The sequence below is a fragment of the Streptomyces sp. MGP-BFMKR1 genome (assembly GCF_057766585.1).
This window is the reverse complement of record NZ_CM173408.1, coordinates 6,733,222-6,755,042: the sequence shown is the minus strand read 5'-3', so window position 1 is coordinate 6,755,042 and position 21,821 is coordinate 6,733,222. Positions and strand designations below refer to the sequence as shown.

Sequence of the window (21,821 nt, the reverse complement as noted above, 5' to 3'; positions counted from 1 at the left end):
ACAGTACCCAAGGCGCCCCCGCCGCACGTCAGCAGGCGAGCCGGGTCCGCGCGCCCGTGCTAGGAGGCGGCCCGTGGCAGGGCGGGCGCGGCGAGCTGCTTCGTGAGGTAGGCCCGCCAGCGCCGGACGAACTCCCTCTCGCTCACCCGCAGTTCGTCGCGGAGCGCGTCCCGCACGCCCGCTTCGCGCTCGGGCGCGCTGCCGACCGCGCGGTAGAAGGCGACCAGTCTCCGCTCGCCCCACTGCTCGGCGATCATCCGGCAGGCGAGCCAGCCCTGCTCGTACGCCTGAGCCAGGACGTTGCCGTCCCCCGCGAAGCCGAAGTCGGCGTCGCGCGGCAGGTCGCTGGGGAGGTCGCCGCCCTCGACGGCGCGGGTCAGCTCGGGGGCGACCTGGCGCGGGAAGGTCTTGGTGTCGCGGTAGCCGACCCAGTCGGCGAAGCCCTCGGAGAGCCACAGCGGCGTACTGGCCGAGGTGTGGGCGCGGGTCGCGACGTGGGTGGCCTCGTGCGTCATGACGACCTGCCGGCCGAGGTCGCCGAGCGCGTCGTACGCCTCCGGGTTGATGATCACGCGGTCCGCGGGGACGGTGCCCGAGCCGCCGATCTCGCCGGTGGTGACCGCCGCTATGCCCCGGTAGCCGGAGGCGGAGCCGCCGAGCAGGGCCGCCATGTCCGCGAGCGAGCGGGGCACCAGGACCACCACGCGGCCCGCCCACGGCCCGCGCCAGGCGCGGTGCACGCTCGGCACGGCGCTGTCCGCGGTCGCGGCGACGCCCTGGAGGTAGCGCCGGTCCTGCCCGACCCCGAGCACGAGGCTGCGCTCGCCGCGGACCACCGAGACCCGGCCCTGGTCCCACAGTTGCGCGGCGCCGCGCTCCGCCGCCCCCGGCGCGGTGCGCGTCGGTGCCTGGACGGCGGCCACGTACCAGCGGTGCCCGCGCTGCGCGAGGGTGAGCCGTTGGGGGGCGACGACGGGCGCGGTGTCGTAGCCGGCGAGCCGGTAGCGCATCTCGACCTGGGCGGTGACCCTTCGGCCGGTGCCGTCGACGGGCGGAAAACCGCCCTTTCGGATGAAACGGTACTGCACGGAGCTGAGGGGGACCTCCGCCAGATTGTCGAACGTCCGCTGCTGCTGGGCGCGGTAGCGACCGGCCGCGCGGTCGACGGTGGCCATGAAGGCGCCCTCGTCCCGCTCGCGGACCGCGTCAGCGCGCCGCTCCAACAGCCGCTCTATCGCCCGCGCGTCCGGGTCAGGCCCGTCCGACTCGCCGCCCCAGCCGGCCATCGCCGCCAGCGTGCTGAGCAGCGCCGTGAACACCACAAGGGCGGCCACCACACCGCTGACCGCCCACCGTCCACCCCGCCGCAACCTGCCCGCCACGCCGTCGATCGTACGGGGTGCGCGCGAGCGGCAGCAGGCGAACACCGGACGACGCGGCGCGCCGTCAGGGGCGGTTGACGGACGTCACGGGCATCATCCCCACCGGGTCGTAGCGCACGTTCGCGCCGGGGTGCGGGGCGTGGATGACCTGGCCGCCGCCCACGTACATGCCGACGTGACTGGCGTCGCCGCGGTACACCACCAGGTCGCCCGGCTGCGCCTGGCTCAGCGGCACCCGCTGCCCGACGCCGGCCTGGCCCTGCGAGGTACGCGGAACGGCCACCCCGGCCTGCCGCCAGGCCCACTGGGTCAGCCCCGAGCAGTCGAAGGAGCCGGGCCCGCTCTGACCCCACGCGTACGGGGCGCCGACGGCGCTCTGCGCGGCGCGCACCGCGGCGGCGGCGCGCGGGGAGGCGGTGGCCCCGCCCGCGGGCTGTTGCCGCTCGTGCCGCGCGGCGGCCCGGCGGTCCTCCTCCTTGGCGCGCTCGCTGCGGCGCAGGGCGGCGCGCTCGGCCTCGGTGAGCCCGTTGAGCACGGTGCGGGCGGCGGCGAGCTTGGCGGTGACCTCGCGCTTGTGCCGGGCCACCGCCTCCCGGCTGCGTTCGAGTTCGACGAGCTTGCCGGTGGCCTCGGCGCGCTCCTGCCGCAGGGCGCGCTGCGCCGCGTGCAACACGCGGAGTTGGCCCGCCTGACGGTGGGAGATCCGGTCGAGCGCCGCCGACTTGGTGAGGAAACCGTCCGGGTCCTCGGTGAGCAACAGGGTCAGGCTCGGGTCGACGCCGCCGGAGCGGTACTGGGCGCCGGCGAGCCCGGCGAGCGCCCCGCGCAACTGGTTGACCCGTTCCTGACCCCGGGCCACGCTGTTCTGCAGCGCGCCGACCCGCTCGCGGAGTTGGTCGGACCGCTCCTTGGCCAGGTTGTACTTCTCGGTGGCCCGCTCGGCGTCGTGGAAGAGGCGCTCCACGGCGCGCCGGGCGGAACTGGTGCTCTGACCACTGCTCTGGCCGCTGCTCTGACCGCTGGAACCGCTGCTCCGCGCGTCACTGCTGTGCGCGTCGGACGACGGGGCCCCCGGGTCGGCGCCGGCCGGGACCGCGGTGAGCGCGACCGCCGAGGCGGCCAGCGCGGCGGACAGCATGGCCACTCGGGCCGGCCGGTCATGAGCTGAGGGCGAGGTACGGCGATGGGACGCCACTGGAGGCCGCATTCCCTTCCGCTGGCGGCGGTCCCCCGCGCCCACGGACAGGCGTACGACAGGGCGTGACCGCGCGCGGCAGAGAGTAGCCGCACGGACACGGAGGGTCCAAAGACCGTGCGCCGCGCCGCATCCCGTCCGCGCCCGGCGCCGTCGCCTCAGGCGCAGGTCACCGGCGGGGTGGCCGGTCAACCGGGGATCGGGCGATTCCCTCGTACGGGTGGCCGCCGGGGTTCGGCCGATGGGGCGGCCCGGTGGCCCGCGCCGCGACCCGGTCGTGACGCGGGGGCGGGCCGCCCGGCCGGCGGCCAACCACGGCCGCGCGGGCGGCGGTTGGCGGGCGCGCCGCCGCCGGGGCGGGCCGGCGGGGGCTTCGGGTACGCCGCGGCGCCCGGGCCGGAGGGGGCCACGGGCGCCGACGGAGCGAGCGGGTGAGGCGTCAGATGCGGACGCCGAACTGGAACGGCATGTTGTTGATCGACTCGTAGCGCACGTTGGCGCCCGGCTTGGGCGCGTGCAGCACCTGGCCGTTGCCGGCGTACAGGCCGATGTGGTGCAGGTCGCTGTAGAAGAGCACCAGGTCGCCCGGCTGGAGTTCGCTCTGCCCGATGCGGGTGCCGTTGTTGGCCTGCGCCTGCGACGTGCGGTCCAGCGAGACGTCGGCCTGGCTGTAGGCCCAGCCGGTGAGGCCGGAGCAGTCGAAGGAGTTCGGGCCGGTCGCGCCCCAGACGTACGGGGAGCCGATCTTGGTCTTCGCGGCGGCGAGGGCGATGCCGGCGCGTCCCGAGGTCGGGACGTCCTTGACGGGGTCGGAGTCGCCGCCCTTGTCGGCGTCGAGGTCCTCGCGCTGGTTGGCCGAGCGGTTGGCCCGCTCCTGGTCCTCCCGCTCCTCCTTGGCGAGCTGCTCGCGCTCCTGCGCGGTCAGCGAGTTGAGCAGCGACTGCGCCTTGGAGAGCTTGCCCTGGATCTCCTTCTTCTTGTCGCCGAGCGCCTTGCGGGTGTCGGCCAGGTCCTTGAGCTTGAGGCCGGCCTCCTCGCGCTGCTGCTTGAGGGTGCGCTGCTTGTCGGCGATCTTCTTGAGCGCCCCGGCCTGCTTGCTGGTGACCTGGTTGAGCGTGGACGCCTTGTCCAGGTAGTCGTCCGGGTCGGAGGAGAGGATGAGCTGGAGGGAGGGGTCCACGCCACCGGAGCGGTACTGGGCGGTGGCCATCGAGCCGAGGCCGTTGCGCAGCTTGTTGAGCTCCTCCTGGCCGCGTGCGACCTTGTCCTGGAGGCCGTCCACCTGCTCTTCGAGGGTGTCCTGCTTCTCCTTGGCCCCGTTGTACTTCTCGGTGGCCACCTCCGCCTCTTCGTACAGCTTGTCGACCTGAGCCTTGACGTCCTTCTTGGTCGGCTTCGGGTCGGCCTGGGCGGCCTGCGAGGTGAGGGCGACGGCAGCGGCGGCGGTCGCGGTGAGGACGGTTACCCGAGTGCGGCTCGGCTGCTTGGGTCGACGGTGGGACGCCACAGTGGGCGAGCTCCTTCTTCCTCCAGCCGCCTACCGGGTGGCGGGGGGCGCTAACCCCGGCTCCGCGTCGCGAGCGCCCAGGGCGGACGGCCGTCAACACGGACTCGGCGGTACCTCCGCTGCCACTCCGGATGAGTGATCAACCGCGCGAAGGTTCGGGGCCTGACCTTAGTGACCTCGCCGTGATCCGTTCAAACCCACAGGGAAAAAACTTGGCTCACGGGCCCATCCTTTACCAACATCACACAATCCGTCACCCCGAATTGACACACAGCTCATGAGAGAGCGATGAGTATGCCGGTCTTGATCGCCCTATGACGGGACCTGACCGATCCGCCCGGAGATAGCGGCAGATGAGCGACTATCAGGTCAGATGCGGTGGCGCGGGTGACCGAGGCGTTGATCACCATGCGGGCCCCGAGGGACAAACCAGCGAGGGCGGACGGGCGTTCGCGCGCACCGGCCCACCGCGCCCACGCGGGGCCCGCCCACGCCGTACGGGACGAGGGCGCGCACGGGGCCGCCAGCGGCCACGAGAGCGGGGCCCCGGCGCGGACGGGGGTGGGGCGCCGGCGCGGACGCGGGCGGGGCCTCAGGTGCGGGCGAGGCGCTTGAGGAGCAGGGCGGAGGCCACCGGGCGGGCCCCGGCCTTGGCGACGCCGTCCGCCACCTCGCGGTCGGTGGAGACCACCACGACGGGACGGCCCGGCGGCTCGGCCCGCACCAGTTGCCGGATCAACTCGTCCGCCGTCACGCCGGGCTTGCTGAACATCACCCGCACCCCGCGCGGCGGCGCGAGCAGCACCGGGGCGGCCAGCTCGGCCCCGTCGAAGACGCAGGTCATCTCCGCGCCGGTCTGGGCGGCGAGCACCGCGAGCCCGCCGAGCAGCCGCAACCGCTGCTTCTCCAACGGCATCGTCGGATAGCCGGTCTTGGTCACGTTGTAGCCGTCGACCACCAGGTGGGCCTGCGGCAGGGCCAGGAGTTGGTCCAGGAGCGCCGGGTCCATGTCGGACAGCGCGCGGGTGGCGATGTCCTTGGGCGTCATCTTGCCGGGCTCGACGGCTTCCACGGTGTCGGCCGGACGCATCGACGCGGGCGGCAGCGCCAGTTCGCGGCGCAGCCCCTGCGCGGCGTCCAGCATCGTGTCGAGCAGCAGCCGCAGCCGCATGTCCTCCACGCTGCGCCCCTCGCGCACCGCGCGGCGGCTGGCCTCAAGCGCCGCCTCGGTCTCGGCGAGCCGCGTCTTGAGCCGCCGCGCCTCCCCCTCGGTCCTGGCCCGCTCGGCCGCCGCGGCGGCGCGCTGCGCCTCCAGTTCGCTCGCGGACTTGCGCAGCGCAGCCTCGCCCCGGCGTACGTCGCTGAGCGCGCTGCGCAGCTTGCGCTGGAGCACGTCGGCCTCTTTGCGGGCCGCCTCCAGTTCCGCGCGCGAGCGCTCGGCGTCGCCGCGCGCGGCCGTGCGTACCTGGTCCAGCTCCTCGCGCAGCCGGCGCATCTCGTCCAGGGCGCGCGCGCCGGCGCGTTCCGCGTTGGCGCGCTGGGCCTCCTCGCCCGCGGCCTCGACGAGCTTGACCCAGCCGGTGGGGCGCAGCACGTACGCCAGGGCCGCGACGTCCACCGGGTCGGCCGCGGCGGGCGGCGAGCCGGCCTCGATGGTCTCGGCCAGCTCGGGCTGCGTCTCGCGCAGCCGGGCGGCGATCCGCTGTCGGAAGGCGGGGGCGGTGGCGATGGCGGCGGCCATGGCGTTGCCCGCGAACTTGGCCCGTCGGGTCGGGGTGAAGCGGGCGTACTGCCGCAACTGGGGCGGCAGCTCGCCGACGGTCAGGGCACCGAAGGCGTCGGCGACCAGGGCCACCACCCGGTGCCTGACCCCCTCGGGTAGCGGGCGGTCGAGCGCCTCGGCGGCCTCGCCGGTGCCGCCGTCGGGCCCGTCGAGCCCTTCGGGGCCGACGGCACCCGCGACGCCGTCAGCTCCGTCGGCGCCGTCCACGGCGTCCGGGCCGCTCGTCCGCTCCACCACCTGTCACCGCTCCGTTCTCAGGCGCTCGCGCCCGGGCGGTCGACGAGCTCGATCTGGTCGACCGCGTTGCACCAGCGGCAGCGCACCGACTCAATGGTCTCACTGACCACCTTGCGCTCCTCGGTGCTGGGCTCCCCGGCCAGGTCCAGGTGCACGTACTCGACGGCCTTGGTCGAGCGCGTCACGTCGAAACGGGTGAGGTTTCCGCACAGGGTGCAGCGCCAGCGGGTCTCGGCTGTGGGCTGGGGAGCGGCCATCGTGTCGTCCTTCACGTCTTCGTTCGCATTCGTTCGCGGTCCACGCGGCCTTCCGCCCGGCCTGGTGCACCCGGTACGCCGCGACCACGCGCGTCGCACCGAGCGCGGTACGCCGCACACGGCTGCCACCTGCCCCCGGGAGGGCCCGGGCCCCTCCGCGGTGCGCCGTCGGACTGCGGGAGTGCTGGGCGTAACCCTACGGCCTGACGGTCGCCGGGTGGGGGCCCCGGCGGCACCCGCGGCGGGTGCGGGGATCTGCGGGGTTCCGTGTGGTACGGGATGATCCGGACATGTTCAAGAAGGCGACGGCGTCCGACGGCCCTCTGGTGACATATGCGCTCATCGCCGCCTGCTGTCTGCTCTTCCTCCTCAGCCCCGCCGCCGGGCTCGCTCCCCCGGACGGGGACCGCACCGAACTCCTGCGCGCGCGGCAGGACCACTTCGCCCGGTGGGGCGTGGTCCCCGCCGAGCTGTGGGCCGGCCCCGCCCGCGCCGCCCTGACCCCGCTGACCGCGCTGTTCGTCCACGGCACCTGGCTCCACCTGCTGGGCAACATGCTCTTCCTCCAGGTCTTCGGCTCGCTGGCCGAGGCCCGGATGGGGCGGCTGCGGTTCCTGGCCTGCTACCTGGCCGCCGGCTACCTGGCGCTGGTCGGCTTCGCCGTGGCGCACGCGGACTCCACGCAGCCGCTGGTCGGGGCGTCCGGGGCGATCTCCGGGGTGCTCGGCGCCTTCCTCTTCCTGCTGCCGCGGGCCCGGGTCACCAGCCTCTTCCCCTTCCTGTTCTTCCTGCCGCTGCGCTTCCCCGCCTGGCTCGTGCTGCCGCTGTGGTGCGCGCTCCAGTGGCTGGCGGCCCGGCACAGCGGCCCCCGCCCCGGCGTGGCCTACCTCGCCCATCTGATCGGCTTCGGCGTCGGGTTCCTGTACGCCCTGCTCCGCTGGCGTGGGCGGACGGGCCCCGGGGCGGGTTCCGGGCCGCCGGCTAGAGTGAAAGAGCCCGTTCAGGCCACCGAGGGAGACAGCCAGCCGTGATCACGTCAATCGTGCTCATCAAGACCAGCGTGGACCAGATCCCCGAGGTCGCCGAGAAGATCGCCGCCCTGGAGGGGGTGAGCGAGGTCTACTCGGTCACCGGCGCGCACAACCTGATCGCCATGGTGCGGGTGGCCCGGCACGACGACCTCGCCGACGTCATCCCCGGCCAGATCAGCAAGGTGCCCGGCGTGGCGTCCACGGAGACGCACATCGCCTTCCGCACGTACTCGCAGCACGACCTGGAGGCGGCGTTCGCGATCGGGCTCGACGCGTAACGAAGGCCGCGCGGCGGGCGCGCGCGGAGCCGGCGCGGGCCGCCGCGCGCGGTACGGCCGGCCCGCGGGCCCGCTCGCGCGGCGGCCCGTCCGCGCCGTCGGCGCACCGCGCGACCAGCGAAGATGAAGAAGTCCTCATGGTGTCTTCATCGCGGCCAGCGGGTCGGCGGGACACCGTGGGCACATGGCCCTCTCCCACCGGCTCGCCACCCTCACGGCCGTCGTCGCGATCCCGCTCGGCATAGCCGTCACGAGCTACCTGCTGACCGACAGCCCCGACTCGCCCAAGGCCCCCTCCAAGGTCGAGCTCGAATCCGGCACCCCGGCGCCCGACCCGAGCGCCCCGCCGGACGCCACGCCCACCGGGCCGCCCCCGGCGTCCGACCGGCCCGCCTCCCCGAGCCACGAGGCCGTACCCCCACCGCCAGCGACCGACGGTATGGCCGATGACACCGCAGACGACACCACCGAGCACGACGACGACGCGGGCGACGACGGACCCGGTGACGACGGCTGACGCGCCCCCCGCGCCGGGGCGCCGGATCTCGGCCCGGGTACGGATCCTGCTGTGGCTGCTCCTGGTGATGGCCGTCGCGCTGGCCGCCGTCGCCACCACCACCCGCTCGATCCTGCTGCGCGACGTCGACCAGCGCACGACGGAACTCCTCGCGCAGGAGGCCGGCGAGTTCGCCAACTTCGTCGAGCGCGGCCAGGACCCGCGCACCGGCGCCCCGTTCACCGAGCCGCGCCGGCTGCTCAAGGTCTTCCTGGAGCGGCAGTACGCCGACCCGTACGAGGAACTGCTCGGCCTGGTGCACGACGCGAAGCCGCCGTCGGTGGTCCGGCAGAAGCGCGACATCCCCGTGCGGCTGCCGTTGTACCGGGACGACCGGGCGCTGGCCGCCATCGCCCGCTCCGAGCGGCACACCGGCACCCTCGACCGGGACGAGGGCGAGGTGCGCTGGGCCAAGGTCGCCATCCGGCCGGGCGGCGCGGGCCCCGAGGGCACCTTCGTGGTCGCCTTCCACGCGGATCGCGAAACGGCGCGGGCGGGCGAGGTGTTCCGGATCCTGCTGGCCATCTCGGGTGTCGCGCTGCTGATGACCTGCGGCATCGGCTGGGTCGTCGCCGGCCGCATCCTCGCCCCCGTACGCCTGGTGCGCACCACCGCGGCGCAGCTCACCGAGCAGGACCTGACCCGGCGCATCCCGGTGCGGGGCCGCGACGACATCTCGGCGCTCGCCGAGACATTCAACGCGATGCTGGACCGCCTGGAGCGGGCGTTCGGCGCCCAGCGCCAGTTCGTGGACGACGCCGGCCACGAGCTGCGCACGCCCATCACCATCGTGCGCGGCCACCTGGAACTCATGAACACCGGCCCGGACGGGGCGGCCGAGCGCGAGGAGACCGTGCGCCTGGTCACCGACGAGCTGGACCGGATGAGCCGCATCGTGGAGGACCTGCTCCTGCTGGCCAAGGCCGAGCGCCCGGACTTCGTCGCGCCCGCCCCGGTGCAGCTCGCCGAGCTGACCGCCGACGTCTTCGTCAAGGCCCGCACGCTCGGCGAGCGCCGCTGGGAGCTGGCCGAGGTCGCCGAGGGCGAGGCGCTGCTCGACGCCCAGCGCATCACCCAGGCCATGGTGCAGCTCGCGCAGAACGCCGTGCAGCACACCGCCGTCGGCCAGCGCATCCGCATCGGCTCCCGGCGCGCCCCCGGCCTGGTGGAGCTGTACGTGAGCGACACCGGGCCCGGCGTGCGGCCCGAGGACGCCGAGTTGATCTTCGAGAGGTTCCGTCGCGGCACCGCGCGGCGCGGCGCCCGCGGCCCGGGGGCGGCCACCGACACGCACGGCGGCGGCGCCGGCCTCGGCCTGTCGATCGTCAAGGCCATCGCCGAGGGCCACCGGGGCCGCGTGGAGCTGCGGCCCGGCGACTGGCACGCCCCCGCCGCCACCGCCCCGACGACCGGCCCCGCCACCGCGCCGCGCCCGTGCCCGGCCGCGCCCGGGGACGGCGCCGGCGCCACCTTCGCCCTGCTGCTGGAGGACACCACCTGATGAAGCGCATTCTGATCGCCGAGGACGAGGAGCGCATCGCCGCCTTCGTCGAGAAGGGCCTGCGCGCGAGCGGCTTCACCACCACCATCGCGGCCGACGGCGACACCGCGGCCGACTACGCCCGCACCGGCGGCTTCGACCTGATCATCCTCGACATCGGCCTGCCCGGCCAGGACGGCTTCACGGTGCTGCGCGGGCTGCGTGAGGACCGGGTCTCGACACCGGTGATCGTCCTGACCGCGCGCGACTCCGTACGGGACACGGTGGCCGGCCTGGAGGGCGGCGCGGACGACTGGATGACCAAGCCGTTCCGCTTCGAGGAGTTGCTGGCCCGGGTGCGGCTGCGGCTGCGCACGGCCGCCCGCGCCCCCGAGGTGACCGTGCTGCGCAGCGGCGACCTCAGCCTCGACCTGCGCACCCGCAGGGCCCGCGCGGGGCAGACCTCCGTCGACCTGACGGCGCGTGAGTTCGTGCTGCTCGAACTGTTCCTGCGCCACCCGGGCCAGGTCCTTACGCGCGAGCAGATCCTCTCCCACGTGTGGGGGTACGACTTCGACCCCGGCTCCAACATCGTGGACGTCTACGTGCGGGCGCTGCGCAAGAAGCTGGGCGCGGGCCGGGTGGAGACCGTGCGGGGCATGGGCTACCGACTGCCCTGAGCCGGGCGCCCGCGCGGGCGCGTCCCGCACCGGCACGGGTGTCGGGAGGCAAGCCGCAGGGCGTCGCGGGCGCCGCCGGCGGGATGAAGTTCTCCTCATCGAGCGCTCATCGGCGGCTCACCGGCGGCGCCAAGACTGACGGCGTGACCCTCACCCACCGGCAGGCCGCCGCCTGGTGCGCCGCCCTCAGCGCGTGCGCCGTACTGGCCGTGCCCGGCACCCTGCCGGGGCTGGCCACCGACGCCAGGCTCACCCTGGCCGTCTTCGCCCTCGCCACCTGCGCCTGGATCGCCACCCCGATCGACGACACCTACGTCGCGCTCGGCGCGGGCCTGGCGCTCACCGCGACCGGCGTGATCAGCAGCGAGACGCTGTTCGGCACCCTGGGCGACGCCACCGTGTGGCTGCTGATCTGCGCCTTCGTCCTCGCCGCCGCCGTGGGCCGCAGCGGGCTCGCCGGCCGGGCCGCGGCGTTCCTGGTGAGCGGGGCGGGCAGCGTACGCCAGCTCGTCCACCTCACCACGGCCGCCTTGGTGGCCACCGCCTTCGCCGTCCCGGCCACCTCCGGGCGGGCGGCGCTCGCGCTGCCGGTGTTCCTGGCGCTGGCGCGGGTGCTGGCCGACCGGGCGCGGCTGGTGGTGATGCTGGCGCTGCTGTTCCCCACCGTCATCCTGCTCTCCGCGGTGGCCACGCTGATCGGCGCCGGGGCGCACCTGATCACCGTCTCGGTGCTGTGGGAGTCGACCGGCGAGGACATCGGCTTCGCCCGCTGGCTGCTGCTCGGGCTGCCGCTGGCCATCGCCTCCTCGCACCTGGCGGCCGAGGTGGTGCTGCTGACCATGACCCGGCGGGCCGACCGCGAGGGGCCCGTACGCATCACCGCCGAGCAGCTCCAGGAGCACACCCCGCACCCGGTGACCGGGCCGCTGACCGCCGCGGAGGCCCGCTGCGCGCTGCTGCTCGGCACCGTCGTCCTGCTGTGGTGCAGCGAACCCCTGCACCAGGTGCCGCCGGCCGTGGTCGCGCTGATCGGCGCGCTGGTGGCCGCCTCGCCGGCGCTCGGCACGGTGCGGCTCAAGGACGCGCTGAGCACCGTCCCGTGGTCGCTACTGCTGTTCATGGCGGCCACGATGGCGATGGGCATCGCGCTCTCCGTCTCCGGCGCGGCCCGCTGGCTCGTCTCGGGCCTGCCCGGCGGGGGCGTGCCGCCCTGGCTGTTCCTGGGCGTGGTCATCGCCCTCAGCACGGCGGCCCACCTCGCGCTCCAGTCCCGCTCCGCCCGCTCCAGCGTGCTGGTCCCGCTGGTGGTGGCCGCCGCCGGCGAGGCCGGGGTCAACCCGGTGGCCGCCGCGCTGGCCTCCACGGCCGCCGCCGGCTTCTGCCACACCCTGCCGGCCTCGGCCAAGCCCGTGGCCCTCTTCGCCGACCTGCCGGACGACACCCCCACGTACGCGCCGCGCGACCTGTTGCGCCTCTCCCTGGTCCTGGCCCCGCTGACGGCCGCCCTGGTGTGGCTGTTCGCGCTGGGCGTCTGGCCCCTGCTCGGCGTACCGCTGTGACCCGCCGACGCCGGCCCCCACCGCCGGACCGCCACCCACCCCTCACCCCTACGGATCCACGGAGCACCATGAACGCCCCCGCACCCCGCCCCCTGCGCTTCGCCGTGGCCCCCAGCGGGTTCAAGGAGTCGCTGTCCGCCCGCGAGGCCGCCGAGGCCATCGCCGAGGGGCTCCAGCGCGTGGTGCCCGACGCCGACACCGACCTGATACCGCTGGTGGACGGCGGCGAGGGAACCGCCGAGGCGCTGGCCGCCGCGACCGGTGGCGCCCTGCACCACCTCACCGCCACCGGCCCGACCGGCGTCGCGGTCCCCACCCACTTCGCGCTGCTCGGCCCCGGCGCGCGCGGCGCGGCCGGGGGGCGCGCCGCGGCGGTCGAGATGGCCGCCGTCGCCGGGCTGTCCCTGGTGCCGCCGGACCAGCGCGACCCCGGCGCCACCACCACCCGAGGCGTCGGCGAACTCATCCGCGCCGCCCTGGACTTCGGCGCGCGCCGTATCCTCGTCGGCTGCGGCGATTCGGGCACGTCCGACGGCGGAGCGGGCGCGCTCCAGGCCCTCGGCGCCCGGCTGCTCGACGCGGACGGTCGCGAACTCCCGCCCGGCGGCCGGGCCCTGGCCCGCCTCGCCCGCGTCGACCGGTCCCGGCTCGACCCCCGGCTGGCCGACACCGAACTCCTGGTCGCCTGCAACCCGTTCAACGTGCTGTGCGGACCGCAGGGCGTGGCCCGCGTCTTCGGGCCGCAGAAGGGCGCGAGCCCGGCCCAGGTCGAGGAGTTGTCGGCGGCGCTCGAACGCTGGGCCCTGATCCTCGCGCGCGACGTGTGCGGCCCCGCCGTCGCGCTCGCCTCCCCCACACCGGGCCCGCCGCCGTGCGCCGCCCCCGCGCCGGCGCACGCCACGTCCGGCGCGGCGCCCGCCCTGGCCCCGTTGCCCTCGGCCGCCGGCGGCGTCGACCTGCGCCACGGGCCCGGCACCGGCGCGTCCGGAGGGCTGGGCGCCGGGCTTGCGGCGCTCGGCGCGCGGCTGTTGCCCCGCTTCGACGTCCTCCTCGACGGCCTGGACCTCGACGCCCGGTTGGCCCGCGCCGACCTCGTCGTCACGGCCGAGGGCGCGCTGGACCGGCAGACGACCCGGGGCAAGATCCCGGCCGAGGTGGCGCGCCGCGCCAAGGCCCACGGCAGACCGGTCCTCGCCCTCGCGGGCACCATCGGCGAGGGCGCGCGGGAGGTGCGCGGCGCCGGGGTCGACGCCTACCACGGCATCCTGCCCGGGCCCGTGGCGCTCGCCGAGGCCCTGGGGCGGGGCCGGGAGTTCCTCGCGGACGCGGCGGAGGCGGCCCTGCGGATGATCCTCATCGGCACCCGACTCGCCGGCGCCCCGGGCCGCTTCGCGCCTCCGGCACCGGCGCCGACTCCGCCCCCGGGCCCCGGGCAGCTCGTGCCGCTGCCCGGACCGCCCGCCGCACCGCGCTGAGCCCCGCACGGTGCTGAGCCCCGCCCGCCGCCGGCCCGTGGCGGGAGCGCGGCGACGCGCGGGGGCTACGGCGCTACGACGCCACGGGTCAGTGCGCCGCCGCCCCGCGGTCCGGCACGCAGCGGCCGTCCTCGGTGCGGTAGCTCCAGCGGGCGCCGTCGCGCACCAACTCCCGTACCGCCCGCACGAACCGCTCGACGTGCTCGTCGGGCGTCCCGGCGCCGAAGCTGACCCGGATCGCGTTCAGCGAGCCGGAGCCGCCGGGCGCCTGGTCCGGCGCGCCGCACTCCCCCGGCTCCGACGCCTCGCTGTCGAGCAGGGTGCGCACCAGCGGATGGGCGCAGAACAGCCCGTCCCGCACGCCGATGCCGTACTCGGCGGAGAGCGCGGCGGCGAAGTGCGAGCTGTTCCAGCCGTCCACGACGAAGGAGAGCACCCCGACCCGGGGCGCGTCGTCGCCGAACAGCGACAGGACGCGCACCTGCGGGATGTCGGCGAGGCCGGCTCGTACGGCGGCGATCAGTTCCTGCTCGCGCTCGACCAGCGCGTCGAAGCCGGCCTCGGTCAGCGCCCGGCACGCCGAGGCGATGGCGTACACGCCGATCACGTTCGGCGAGCCGGCCTCGTGCCGGGCGGCGGTGGTGTGCCAGGCCACGTCCACGCCGCCGTCGGCGGCCCGCACCACGGTGCGGCTGGCACCGCCGCCGGCGAGGTACGGCTCGGCCGCGCGCAGCCAGTCCGCGCGGCCGGCGAGCACGCCGGAGCCGAACGGCGCGTACAGCTTGTGGCCGGAGAACGCGACCCAGTCCACGTCCAACTCGGCGATGTCGACCGGGTGGTGGGGGGCCAACTGCGCGGCGTCGAGCACGATCCGGGCGCCGTGCGCGTGCGCCGTCGCCGCCAACTCGCGCACCGGCCACAGCTCGCCGGTCACGTTCGACGCGCCGGTCACGCAGACCAGCGCGGGCCCGTCGGCCGCCTGGCCCGTCAGCGCCGCCTCCAGCGTCCGCACGGCAGCGGCGGGCGAACGGGGCGCGCTGAGGTAGGTCACCGACACGCCCTCCTGCCGCTCCCAGGGCAGCAGCGCGGCGTGGTGCTCGGTCTCGAAGACGTACACCCGCGTGCCGGTGGGCAGCACGGCGGCGAGCAGGTTGAGCGAGTCGGTGGTGGAGCGGGTGAAGACGACCTGGTCGTCCGCGCGGCAGCCGAGGAACGCGGCCACGTCAGCGCGGCTGGTCTCGAACAGGTCGGTGGACAACTGCGAGAGGTAGCCCGCCCCACGGTGCACGCTGCCGTAGTACGGGGCGTACGCGGCCACGTCCTCCCACACCCGGCGCAGCGCGGGGGCGCTGGCGGCGTAGTCCAGCGCGGCGTAGCTGACCTCGCCCCCGGTGACCAACGGCACCCGCACGTCCGCCCCGAGCACGGGCAGCGGCAGCGAGGCCGACCGGGCGGCACAGGCGGGCTCGGCCGCCACCCCGGTGTCGGAGGTGGCGGACGGGGCGGCGGTGGCGGCGGTGAAGGGGCGCGTGGACATGGCGAGATCTCCCGGCAGGGCAGGGCTTCACACGAGGGAAGCAACAGGGCTTGGGGAAACGCACGGCCGACGGCTGACCCGTCGGTGGGTGCGGGAAACGGCCCGGAGGTGCCCGCGCGCTGGCGCGGATCGGATGGGCCGGAATGTCCGGAAAACCGGAGCGTGCGGAACGGGGCCGGTCGGCCCTATCGCATTCGCTGACTCACGGAGCTTCTCCCTCGACCACCAGGACCCCTGGATGTCTCACTCGAGGAAACGAGTGCGAGGGGTCCGCGCTTGCCGTAGACCTCGCTGCCTACGGCCTGGTCATCACCCGGGGCACCCCGCCACGGACGGAGGGTTGCCGGACAGCGGGCCGGGGCCTGTGTCGCTGTCACTCGTGACCTGCGAAGCATCATGCCATACCGCGCCCACACCGCAACCGCCGACCTCTCCCACCGGCAGCGCGCGGGGTAGCGAATCGGCCACGTGCCCGGACCCCGGGGCCCGTTGACGGACCCCGCACGCGGCGCGAGGGCGCGCCCCCACCCGGGGACGCGCCCTCGCGCTGTGCTGCCCTGTACCGCCACGTGCCGTGCCGCCTGGCCCGCTCTCCGTCGCGGCGCGCGGCTACTCCTGGCTGGCCGCCACCCACCGCTCCAGCGTGCGCCTGGCCGCGCCCGAGTCGATGGCCTCGGCCGCGCGCCCCATCGCCGCCCCGATCCGCTCGGCGAGCGGCGGCAGCTCCGGCGCGGGAGCACTCGCCTCGAACCGCGCGGCCGACTCCGCCGCCGACGTCGTGCTCAACGCGTCCAGGGCGACGAGCGCCGCCGCCGAGTTGAGCAGCACGGCGTCCCGTACGGGCCCACGCTCGCCGGCCAGCAGCCGGCGGGCCACGTCGGCGTTGTACGAGGCGTCAGCGCCCCGCAGGGCCTCCACGGGGACCAGTTCCAGGCCGACGTCGCGGGGGTCGAAGCTCTGCTCGCGCACGGTCCCGTCGCGCACCTCCCACACCCGTGAGGTCGCCGTGGTGGTCAGCTCGTCCAGGCCGTCGTCGCCACGGAAGACCAGCGCGCTGGTGCCGCGCCCGGCGAGCACCCCCGCCAGGATCGGCGCCATCCGCGGGTCGGCGACCCCGGTGGCCTGGGCCGCGACCTTGGCCGGATTGGTGAGGGGCCCGAGGAAGTTGAACGTGGTGGGGATGCCCAGTTCGCGGCGGGCCGCCGCCACGTGGCGCAGCGAGGGGTGGAACTTGACGGCGAAACAGAAGGTGATGCCCGCCTGCTCGGCGACCTCGGCCACCCGCGCCGGCGTGAGGTCCAGGTTGACCCCGAGCTTCTCCAGCACGTCGGACGCTCCGCTGGCCGAGGAGGCGGCCCGGTTGCCGTGCTTGACGACCCGGGCGCCGGTGCCGGCCACCACGATCGAGGACATCGTGGAGATGTTGACCGTCCTGGCCCCGTCGCCGCCCGTCCCCACGATGTCCACGGTGGGCCCGGGGACGTCGATCAGGTTGGCGTGCTCGTACATCGTGCGGACCATGCCGGCGACCTCGTCGACCGTCTCGCCCTTGGCCCGCAGGGCGACCGCGAACCCCGCGATCTGGGTGTCGCTGGCCTGGCCCGTCATGATGCGGTCCATCGCCCAGGCGGAGGCGTCGGCGCCGAGGTCCTGTCCGGCGAGGAGGCTGCGCAGGATGCCCGGCCAGGTGTGGGCCGTCGCGCTGTCGCCGCCTGCCGGGGTCACAACGTTCATGGTCCACGCTCCTGGTGGTGGGTGAGGTGTGGAGCCAGCCTATCCAGGGCCGGGAACAGACGAAGAACCCCGTCCAACCATCGGACGGGGTTCCTCGTGTGGCGATCAGCAGGTGATCAGGAGGGGTCAGTGGTGACCGTGGCCGCTCGTGATCTCCTTGTACTCCTCGACGGTGGGCTTGGCGATCTGGCTGTCCTCGCCGTACAGGCCCTTCGACAGCTTGACGCGGAGCTTCTCGGAGCGGGTGGGCTTGCGCACCACGCCGTTCTCGTCCACCTCGGGCTCCAGCTCAAGCGGCTGGTACTGGTCGTGCGCCGTGAGCGTGTGCAGCTGGTCCGACGACAGCGGCTCGTGCACCTCGATGAACTCGCCGTGCGGCAGCCGCTTGATGATGCCCGACTCGCGGCCGTGCAGCACCTTCTCCTTGTCGCGGCGCTGCAGACCCAGGCAGATCCGCTTGGTGACGATGAACGCCACGACCGGTGCGACGAAGAACGCGATGCGCGAGAACCAGGTGATCGCGTTGATCGACAGGTGGAAGTGCGTGGCCCAGATGTCGTTGCCACCGGCGACCAGCATGGTCAGGTAGCTGACGCACCAGGCGACACCGAAGCCCGTGCGGACCGGGGTGTTCCGCGGGCGGTCCAGCAGGTGGTGGTGGCGCTTGTCGCCGGTGGCCCAGGACTCGATGAACGGGTACACCGCGATGGACACCAGCATCAGCGGGAAGATCACCAGCGGGATGAACACACCCAGGACGAGGGTGTGGCCCCACATGTTGATCTCCCAGCCAGGCATCACTCGGATCAGCCCCTCGGCGAAGCCGAGGTACCAGTCTGGTTGGGCACCGGTGGAGACCTGGTCTGGTCGGTAGGGACCGATCGCCCACACCGGGTTGATGGTGGCCACGGCGGCGATGGCCGCGATGACACCGAACACCAGGAAGAAGAAGCCACCGGCCTTGCCCATGTACACCGGCAGGAACGGCGTGCCCACCACGTTGGTGTTGGTCTTGCCGGGTCCGGCCCAGTGGGTGTGCTTGTGCAGGAACACCATGATCAGGTGCGCCACGACCAGGCCGAGCATGATGCCGGGCAACAACAGGATGTGGATCGAGTAGAACCGGCCGACGAAGTCGTGCCCGGGGAACTCGCCTCCGAAGAGGAACATCGACAGGTAGGTGCCGACCAGCGGGACCGACAGGATGGCGCCCTGGGTGAAGCGGACACCGGTGCCGGAGAGCAGGTCGTCCGGCAGCGAGTAGCCGGTGAGGCCGGTGAAGAGGCCGAGCACCAGCAGCAGGAAGCCGAACACCCAGTTCATCTCACGCGGCTTGCGGTACGCACCGGTGAAGAAGACGCGCATCATGTGCACGAACATGCTGCCGATGAAGATCAGCGCGGCCCAGTGGTGGATCTGCCGGATCAGCAGACCACCGCGGACCTCGAAGCTGATGTCCAGTGTCGACTTGTACGCCTCCGACATCCGGATGCCCTGCATCGGGACGTACGGACCGTCGTAGACGACCTCCCCCATGCTGGGGTTGAAGAACATCGTCAGGTAGACGCCCGTGAGGATGATGATGATGAAGCTGTAGAGGCAGACCTCACCCAACATGAACGACCAGTGGTCGGGGAAGATCTTGCGCATGTTGGCCTTGGCCAGGCTGTAGATGCCCAGCCGGCTGTCGGCCCAGTCGGCGACGCGCTCGCCCGCTGGAGCCTTCTTGCGCCGAGTGTCGGTTGCAGTACTCATCCGCGCTCCCAGTAGGCAGGACCGACGGGCTCCGCGAAGTCGCCCATCGCCTCAAGGTAGCCCTTGTCGTTGACCGTGATCCGAAGCTGCGGCAGGGCGTGGCCCGCCGGGCCGAAGATGACTCGGCCGCCGTCGGTCAGGTCGAAGGTCGACTGGTGGCACGGGCACAGCACGTGGTGCGTCTGCTGCTCGTAGAGGCTGATCGGGCAGCCCACGTGCGTGCAGATCTTCGAGAACGCGACGATGCCCTCGTGCGACCAGTCCAGTTCGCGCTTGTCCTTGATGTTCTCCGGCTGCAGCCGGACGATCATGAGCGCCGCCTTGGCGATCTGGTTGTTGAAGTCATGGTCTTCTTCACTCAGACCCTCGGGCATGGCGAACGTCAACGAACCGACGGCGATGTCCTCGGGACGCAGCGGCTCGTGCGTGTTCTCGTTGATGAGCATCTTGCCCTTGGCCCACTTGGTGTGCCGGAGCATCGTGCCCGGCATGGGGCCCAGGTCACGCAGCAGCACCAGGCCGGTCAGCGGCACCATGGCCATCGCGCCGATCAGCGTGTTGCGGACCAGCTTCCGGCGGCCGAGGTCCGACTCGCGGGCACCGTCCTGGAACCCGGCGAGCACCTCCTCGCGCACCTCGGGGGTGGCCTCTATGTCGTGCCGCTCCTCGGGCACCTCGACGTCGGTCATCAGCGTGCGGGCCCAGTGGATGGCGCCGGCGCCGATGCAGAACAGTGCGAGGCCGAGGGTCAGGCCCAGCGAGAGGTTGAGCGCGCTGACATGCCCGATCGGGAAGACGTAGACGATCTTGTCGACCGGGAAGGCGACGAACGAGGCGATGAAGCCGATCGTCGACAGCATCGACAGCGTGAACAGCCCGGCGACCACGCGCTCGGAGCGCTTGGCGGCCCGCTCGTCGATGTCCTGCACACGGTGCTCGTGGGGCGGCAGCCCCGGGTTGGCGAACGGGTTGTCCCGGGTCGCCAGCACGCCGCCGTCGGCGTCGTCCTGCTGCTGTGGCAGGTTCTCTTCTGAGTTGTCTTGGCTGCTCATGACTTCTTGGCCTTCGTGGTCCGGGCTGCGACCCAAATGGTGATGGCGACCAGAGCGCCCAGGCCGAACACCCAGGCGAACAAGCCCTCGACCACCGGGCCGAGGCCACCCAGTTGGAAACCACCGGGGCTCTCGGTGTCCTCGCTGTTGACCTTGTTCAGGTAGGCGATGATGTCCCTCTTTTCCTTCTCCGGCATGACCGTGTCGGGGAAAGACGGCATGTTCTGCGGGCCGGTCTGCATGGCCTCGTAGATGTGCTTCGGGCTCACACCGTCAAGAGCGGGCGCGTACTTGCCGTTGCTCAGCGCGCCACCCTTGCCTGAGAAATTGTGGCACTGGGCACAGTTCGAACGGAAGAGCTGCCCACCGTTGGCAGCGTCCTCCTTGCCGTTGAGGCTGTACTGGCTCTTGGTCGGCGTTTCCGGGCCGGCGCCGAGCGAGGCGACGTACGCCGCGAGCTGCTCGGTCTCGGCGGCCGTGTAGACCTTGGGCTTCTTCGGGGCCTGGGCACCGTTCTGCTGGGCCGGCATGCGGCCGGTGCTCACCTGGAAGTCCACGGCGGCGGCGCCGACGCCGACCAGGCTCGGACCGTCAGATGTGCCTTGGCCGCCGGTGCCGTGGCAGCTTGCGCAGCCAACGGCGTAGAGCTTCTTGCCCTCGTCGATGGCGAGGGAGGTCTGGGCCTCGTCGGCCTTGGCCTTGTCCGCCGGCGCGAACGCGGCGTAAAGCCCCCCCGTGGCCGCCAGCGCGAAGAGTAGGACGACGAGCGCCGCCAGCGGATGGCGCCGTCGTGCGGAGAGCTTTTTCACGGATTACCCCGGTGTCAGGATCTTCAGCGTCGATGCTTTTGGCTGCGTCTCGGGTGAAACGCGGGTCCGGTGCGGGACCGGTTACTTGATCATGTAGATCGTGGCGAAGAGGCCGATCCAGACGACGTCGACGAAGTGCCAGTAGTACGACACGACGATGGCCGCCGTCGCCTGCTCGTGCGTGAACCTCTTGGCCGCGTACGTCCTGCCCAGGACCAGCAAGAACGCGATGAGTCCGCCCGTCACGTGCAGCCCGTGGAAGCCGGTGGTCAGGTAGAACACCGAACCGTACGGGTCGGACGAGAGCGTGAGCCCCTCGTGCTTGACCAGCTCGGTGTACTCGAAGACCTGACCGCCGATGAAGATCGCACCCATCACGAAGGTGACCACGAACCACATGCGCAGCTTCTTCACGTCACCGCGCTCGGCGGCGAAGACGCCGAGCTGGCACGTGAGGGAGGAGAGCACCAGGATCGTGGTGTTCGTGGCGGAGAACGGGAAGTTCAGCGCATCGGCCATTTCCTTCCAGTGCTCTGCCCCGGTCACCGATCGGAGGGTGAAGTACATCGCGAAGAGGGCCGCGAAGAACATCAGCTCGGAACTCAGCCAGATGATGGTTCCGACGCTGGTGAGGTTCGGCCGGTTGACCGACGGGTGCGCGTGCCCGGTATCTACTGCTGTTGCTGTCGCCACGACCGACATTATGTCGGTCGCTTATCCCGCCCTCACCTCGGGGGGTCCCGTTCGGAGTGTCAAGGCTGTTCAAGCGGCTCGTACGGCCTATTGCGGCGGTCCCTCGAAGGAGGGAAACGGTATCCGGGGCTCCGCAACGCGTTCCGCGCGCCAGCCCTCCTGACGCCCCGTCGAGCCCGGGGAAGATCCGTACGACCTCTCCTCGCCACGGGCCCCGGCGCAGTAGCATCCGCCCCACGGACCCAGTCCGTTCCGTGCCGTCCACCTGCCTGGAGGAAAGATGCGGCCCACTGCCACGGTGCTGGTCTACAGCGATGACGCGGGCACCCGCGAGCAGGTGCGGCTGGCCGCCGGGCGGCGACCAGCGGCGGACGTCCCCGAGGTCGAGTACCTGGAGTGCGCCACCCTGCCCGCCGTCCTGGAGGCCCTGGAGGCCGGCGGGATCGACGTCTGCGTCCTGGACGGCGAGACCGCGCCCGCCGGCGGCATGGGCGTGTGCCGGCAGATCAAGGACGAGATCTACGCCTGTCCTCCGGTGCTGCTGCTCATGGGCCGCCCGCAGGACGCCTGGCTGGCCACCTGGAGCCGCGCCGAGGCCGCTGTGACGCTCCCGGTGGACCCGGTGGCGCTCGCCGACGCGCTGGCCGGGCTGTTGCGCCAGAAGCGGGCCATCAGCGCCTGAGAGCGGCGCACAGCCGGTCGACGGCGAAGGGGGTCCGGACCGCGGGAGCGGTCGGGCCCCCTTCGGCATGCGGTGGGCGGCTCGGCGTGTCGTGGGCCGCCGCCTGGGCGGCGGGGCCGCCGTGCCCGGACCGGCCGTG

At 73.3% G+C, this 21,821-nt stretch carries 19 protein-coding genes and 1 riboswitch; of the genes, 8 read left to right on the top strand and 11 right to left on the bottom strand.

Annotated features, from left to right (window positions below; translation table 11 throughout):
* Positions 1-59 precede the first annotated feature (59 nt).
* The 5 genes from AC3CHW_RS27050 to AC3CHW_RS27030 all read right to left on the bottom strand — a co-directional run bounded on the left by AC3CHW_RS27050 (position 60) and on the right by AC3CHW_RS27030 (position 6,361).
* Entirely contained in the window at positions 60-1,286 is a 1,227-nt protein-coding gene (locus AC3CHW_RS27050) for a hypothetical protein (protein WP_488471181.1), read from the bottom strand.
* 160 nt (positions 1,287-1,446) lie between these two features.
* On the bottom strand, positions 1,447-2,577 hold the full coding sequence (locus AC3CHW_RS27045; RefSeq protein WP_488468204.1) for a C40 family peptidase: 1,131 nt from the start codon (positions 2,575-2,577) through the stop codon (positions 1,447-1,449).
* 439 nt (positions 2,578-3,016) lie between these two features.
* Positions 3,017-4,084 (bottom strand): C40 family peptidase, encoded by a 1,068-nt coding sequence (locus AC3CHW_RS27040; protein WP_398607784.1) that lies wholly within the window; start codon positions 4,082-4,084, stop codon positions 3,017-3,019.
* A 592-nt stretch (positions 4,085-4,676) separates the two neighbouring features.
* Positions 4,677-6,074 (bottom strand): NYN domain-containing protein, encoded by a 1,398-nt coding sequence (locus tag AC3CHW_RS27035; protein WP_488471180.1) that lies wholly within the window; start codon positions 6,072-6,074, stop codon positions 4,677-4,679.
* A 47-nt stretch (positions 6,075-6,121) separates the two neighbouring features.
* A complete protein-coding gene (locus AC3CHW_RS27030; protein WP_398607785.1) occupies positions 6,122-6,361 on the bottom strand; it encodes a hypothetical protein in 240 nt (79 codons plus the stop codon).
* A 290-nt stretch (positions 6,362-6,651) separates the two neighbouring features.
* On the opposite strand from AC3CHW_RS27030, the gene AC3CHW_RS27025 reads away from it, so the two are divergent.
* The 7 genes from AC3CHW_RS27025 (at position 6,652) to AC3CHW_RS26995 (ending at position 13,420) form a co-directional block, all read left to right on the top strand.
* Complete coding sequence (locus AC3CHW_RS27025; protein ID WP_488468203.1) at positions 6,652-7,392, top strand: rhomboid family intramembrane serine protease; 741 nt, start codon at positions 6,652-6,654, stop codon at positions 7,390-7,392.
* A complete protein-coding gene (locus AC3CHW_RS27020) occupies positions 7,389-7,670 on the top strand; it encodes an Lrp/AsnC family transcriptional regulator (RefSeq protein WP_176161189.1) in 282 nt (93 codons plus the stop codon). The genes AC3CHW_RS27025 and AC3CHW_RS27020 overlap by 4 nt, the downstream gene beginning before the upstream one ends.
* A 184-nt stretch (positions 7,671-7,854) precedes the next feature.
* A complete protein-coding gene (locus AC3CHW_RS27015) occupies positions 7,855-8,187 on the top strand; it encodes a small secreted hydrophilic protein (protein WP_187064196.1) in 333 nt (110 codons plus the stop codon).
* Complete coding sequence (locus AC3CHW_RS27010) at positions 8,174-9,727, top strand: sensor histidine kinase (protein ID WP_488468202.1); 1,554 nt, start codon at positions 8,174-8,176, stop codon at positions 9,725-9,727. The genes AC3CHW_RS27015 and AC3CHW_RS27010 overlap by 14 nt, the downstream gene beginning before the upstream one ends.
* A complete protein-coding gene (locus AC3CHW_RS27005; RefSeq protein WP_398607788.1) occupies positions 9,727-10,386 on the top strand; it encodes a response regulator transcription factor in 660 nt (219 codons plus the stop codon). The genes AC3CHW_RS27010 and AC3CHW_RS27005 overlap by 1 nt, the downstream gene beginning before the upstream one ends.
* Positions 10,387-10,529: 143 nt before the next feature.
* The gene (locus AC3CHW_RS27000; RefSeq protein ID WP_398607789.1) at positions 10,530-11,945 is read left to right on the top strand and encodes an SLC13 family permease; all 1,416 of its coding nucleotides are present in this window, start codon (positions 10,530-10,532) and stop codon (positions 11,943-11,945) included.
* Positions 11,946-12,013: 68 nt separating this feature from the next.
* The gene (locus AC3CHW_RS26995) at positions 12,014-13,420 is read left to right on the top strand and encodes a glycerate kinase family protein (RefSeq protein WP_488468201.1); all 1,407 of its coding nucleotides are present in this window, start codon (positions 12,014-12,016) and stop codon (positions 13,418-13,420) included.
* 88 nt (positions 13,421-13,508) lie between these two features.
* Here the strand turns inward: AC3CHW_RS26995 and AC3CHW_RS26990 are convergent, their stop codons facing one another.
* The 6 genes from AC3CHW_RS26990 to ctaE all read right to left on the bottom strand — a co-directional run bounded on the left by AC3CHW_RS26990 (position 13,509) and on the right by ctaE (position 21,009).
* Positions 13,509-14,957 (bottom strand): aminotransferase class V-fold PLP-dependent enzyme, encoded by a 1,449-nt coding sequence (locus AC3CHW_RS26990; protein ID WP_488468200.1) that lies wholly within the window; start codon positions 14,955-14,957, stop codon positions 13,509-13,511.
* A gap of 267 nt (positions 14,958-15,224) precedes the next feature.
* Positions 15,225-15,342: riboswitch (SAM riboswitch) on the bottom strand.
* Positions 15,343-15,566: 224 nt separating this feature from the next.
* A complete protein-coding gene (gene trpD, locus AC3CHW_RS26985; RefSeq protein ID WP_488468199.1) occupies positions 15,567-16,691 on the bottom strand; it encodes an anthranilate phosphoribosyltransferase in 1,125 nt (374 codons plus the stop codon).
* Positions 16,692-16,817: 126 nt separating this feature from the next.
* Positions 16,818-18,446: a cytochrome bc1 complex cytochrome b subunit gene (gene qcrB / locus AC3CHW_RS26980; RefSeq protein ID WP_176161197.1), complete on the bottom strand. Its 1,629-nt coding sequence runs from the start codon at positions 18,444-18,446 to the stop codon at positions 16,818-16,820.
* Positions 18,443-19,498, bottom strand: a complete 1,056-nt coding sequence (gene qcrA, locus AC3CHW_RS26975; RefSeq protein WP_398607794.1) for a cytochrome bc1 complex Rieske iron-sulfur subunit — start codon at positions 19,496-19,498, stop codon at positions 18,443-18,445. The genes qcrB and qcrA overlap by 4 nt, the downstream gene beginning before the upstream one ends.
* Entirely contained in the window at positions 19,495-20,307 is an 813-nt protein-coding gene (gene qcrC, locus AC3CHW_RS26970; protein WP_176161199.1) for a cytochrome bc1 complex diheme cytochrome c subunit, read from the bottom strand. Before qcrC ends, qcrA begins: the two co-directional genes overlap by 4 nt.
* 81 nt (positions 20,308-20,388) lie before the next feature.
* On the bottom strand, positions 20,389-21,009 hold the full coding sequence (ctaE, locus tag AC3CHW_RS26965) for an aa3-type cytochrome oxidase subunit III (protein ID WP_176161200.1): 621 nt from the start codon (positions 21,007-21,009) through the stop codon (positions 20,389-20,391).
* Between the two features lie 271 nt (positions 21,010-21,280).
* Between ctaE and AC3CHW_RS26960 the strand changes: the two genes are divergently transcribed.
* Positions 21,281-21,682, top strand: a complete 402-nt coding sequence (locus AC3CHW_RS26960) for a DNA-binding transcriptional response regulator (RefSeq protein ID WP_176161201.1) — start codon at positions 21,281-21,283, stop codon at positions 21,680-21,682.
* The last annotated feature ends 139 nt before the right edge of the window (positions 21,683-21,821 follow it).

Excerpts from the sequence above, each read along its gene's own strand:
- trpD (WP_488468199.1), bottom strand. The coding sequence starts at position 16,691 with ATGAACGTTGTGACCCCGGCAGGCGGCGACAGCGCGACGGCCCACACC.
- AC3CHW_RS26960 (WP_176161201.1), top strand. The coding sequence starts at position 21,281 with ATGCGGCCCACTGCCACGGTGCTGGTCTACAGCGATGACGCGGGCACC.
- AC3CHW_RS27015 (WP_187064196.1), top strand. The coding sequence starts at position 7,855 with ATGGCCCTCTCCCACCGGCTCGCCACCCTCACGGCCGTCGTCGCGATC.
- AC3CHW_RS27030 (WP_398607785.1), bottom strand. The coding sequence starts at position 6,361 with ATGGCCGCTCCCCAGCCCACAGCCGAGACCCGCTGGCGCTGCACCCTG.
- AC3CHW_RS27050 (WP_488471181.1), bottom strand. The coding sequence starts at position 1,286 with ATGGCCGGCTGGGGCGGCGAGTCGGACGGGCCTGACCCGGACGCGCGG.
- qcrB (WP_176161197.1), bottom strand. The coding sequence starts at position 18,446 with ATGAGTACTGCAACCGACACTCGGCGCAAGAAGGCTCCAGCGGGCGAG.
- AC3CHW_RS27025 (WP_488468203.1), top strand. The coding sequence starts at position 6,652 with ATGTTCAAGAAGGCGACGGCGTCCGACGGCCCTCTGGTGACATATGCG.
- ctaE (WP_176161200.1), bottom strand. The coding sequence starts at position 21,009 with ATGTCGGTCGTGGCGACAGCAACAGCAGTAGATACCGGGCACGCGCAC.
- AC3CHW_RS27005 (WP_398607788.1), top strand. The coding sequence starts at position 9,727 with ATGAAGCGCATTCTGATCGCCGAGGACGAGGAGCGCATCGCCGCCTTC.
- AC3CHW_RS26995 (WP_488468201.1), top strand. The coding sequence starts at position 12,014 with ATGAACGCCCCCGCACCCCGCCCCCTGCGCTTCGCCGTGGCCCCCAGC.
- AC3CHW_RS26990 (WP_488468200.1), bottom strand. The coding sequence starts at position 14,957 with ATGTCCACGCGCCCCTTCACCGCCGCCACCGCCGCCCCGTCCGCCACC.
- qcrA (WP_398607794.1), bottom strand. The coding sequence starts at position 19,498 with ATGAGCAGCCAAGACAACTCAGAAGAGAACCTGCCACAGCAGCAGGAC.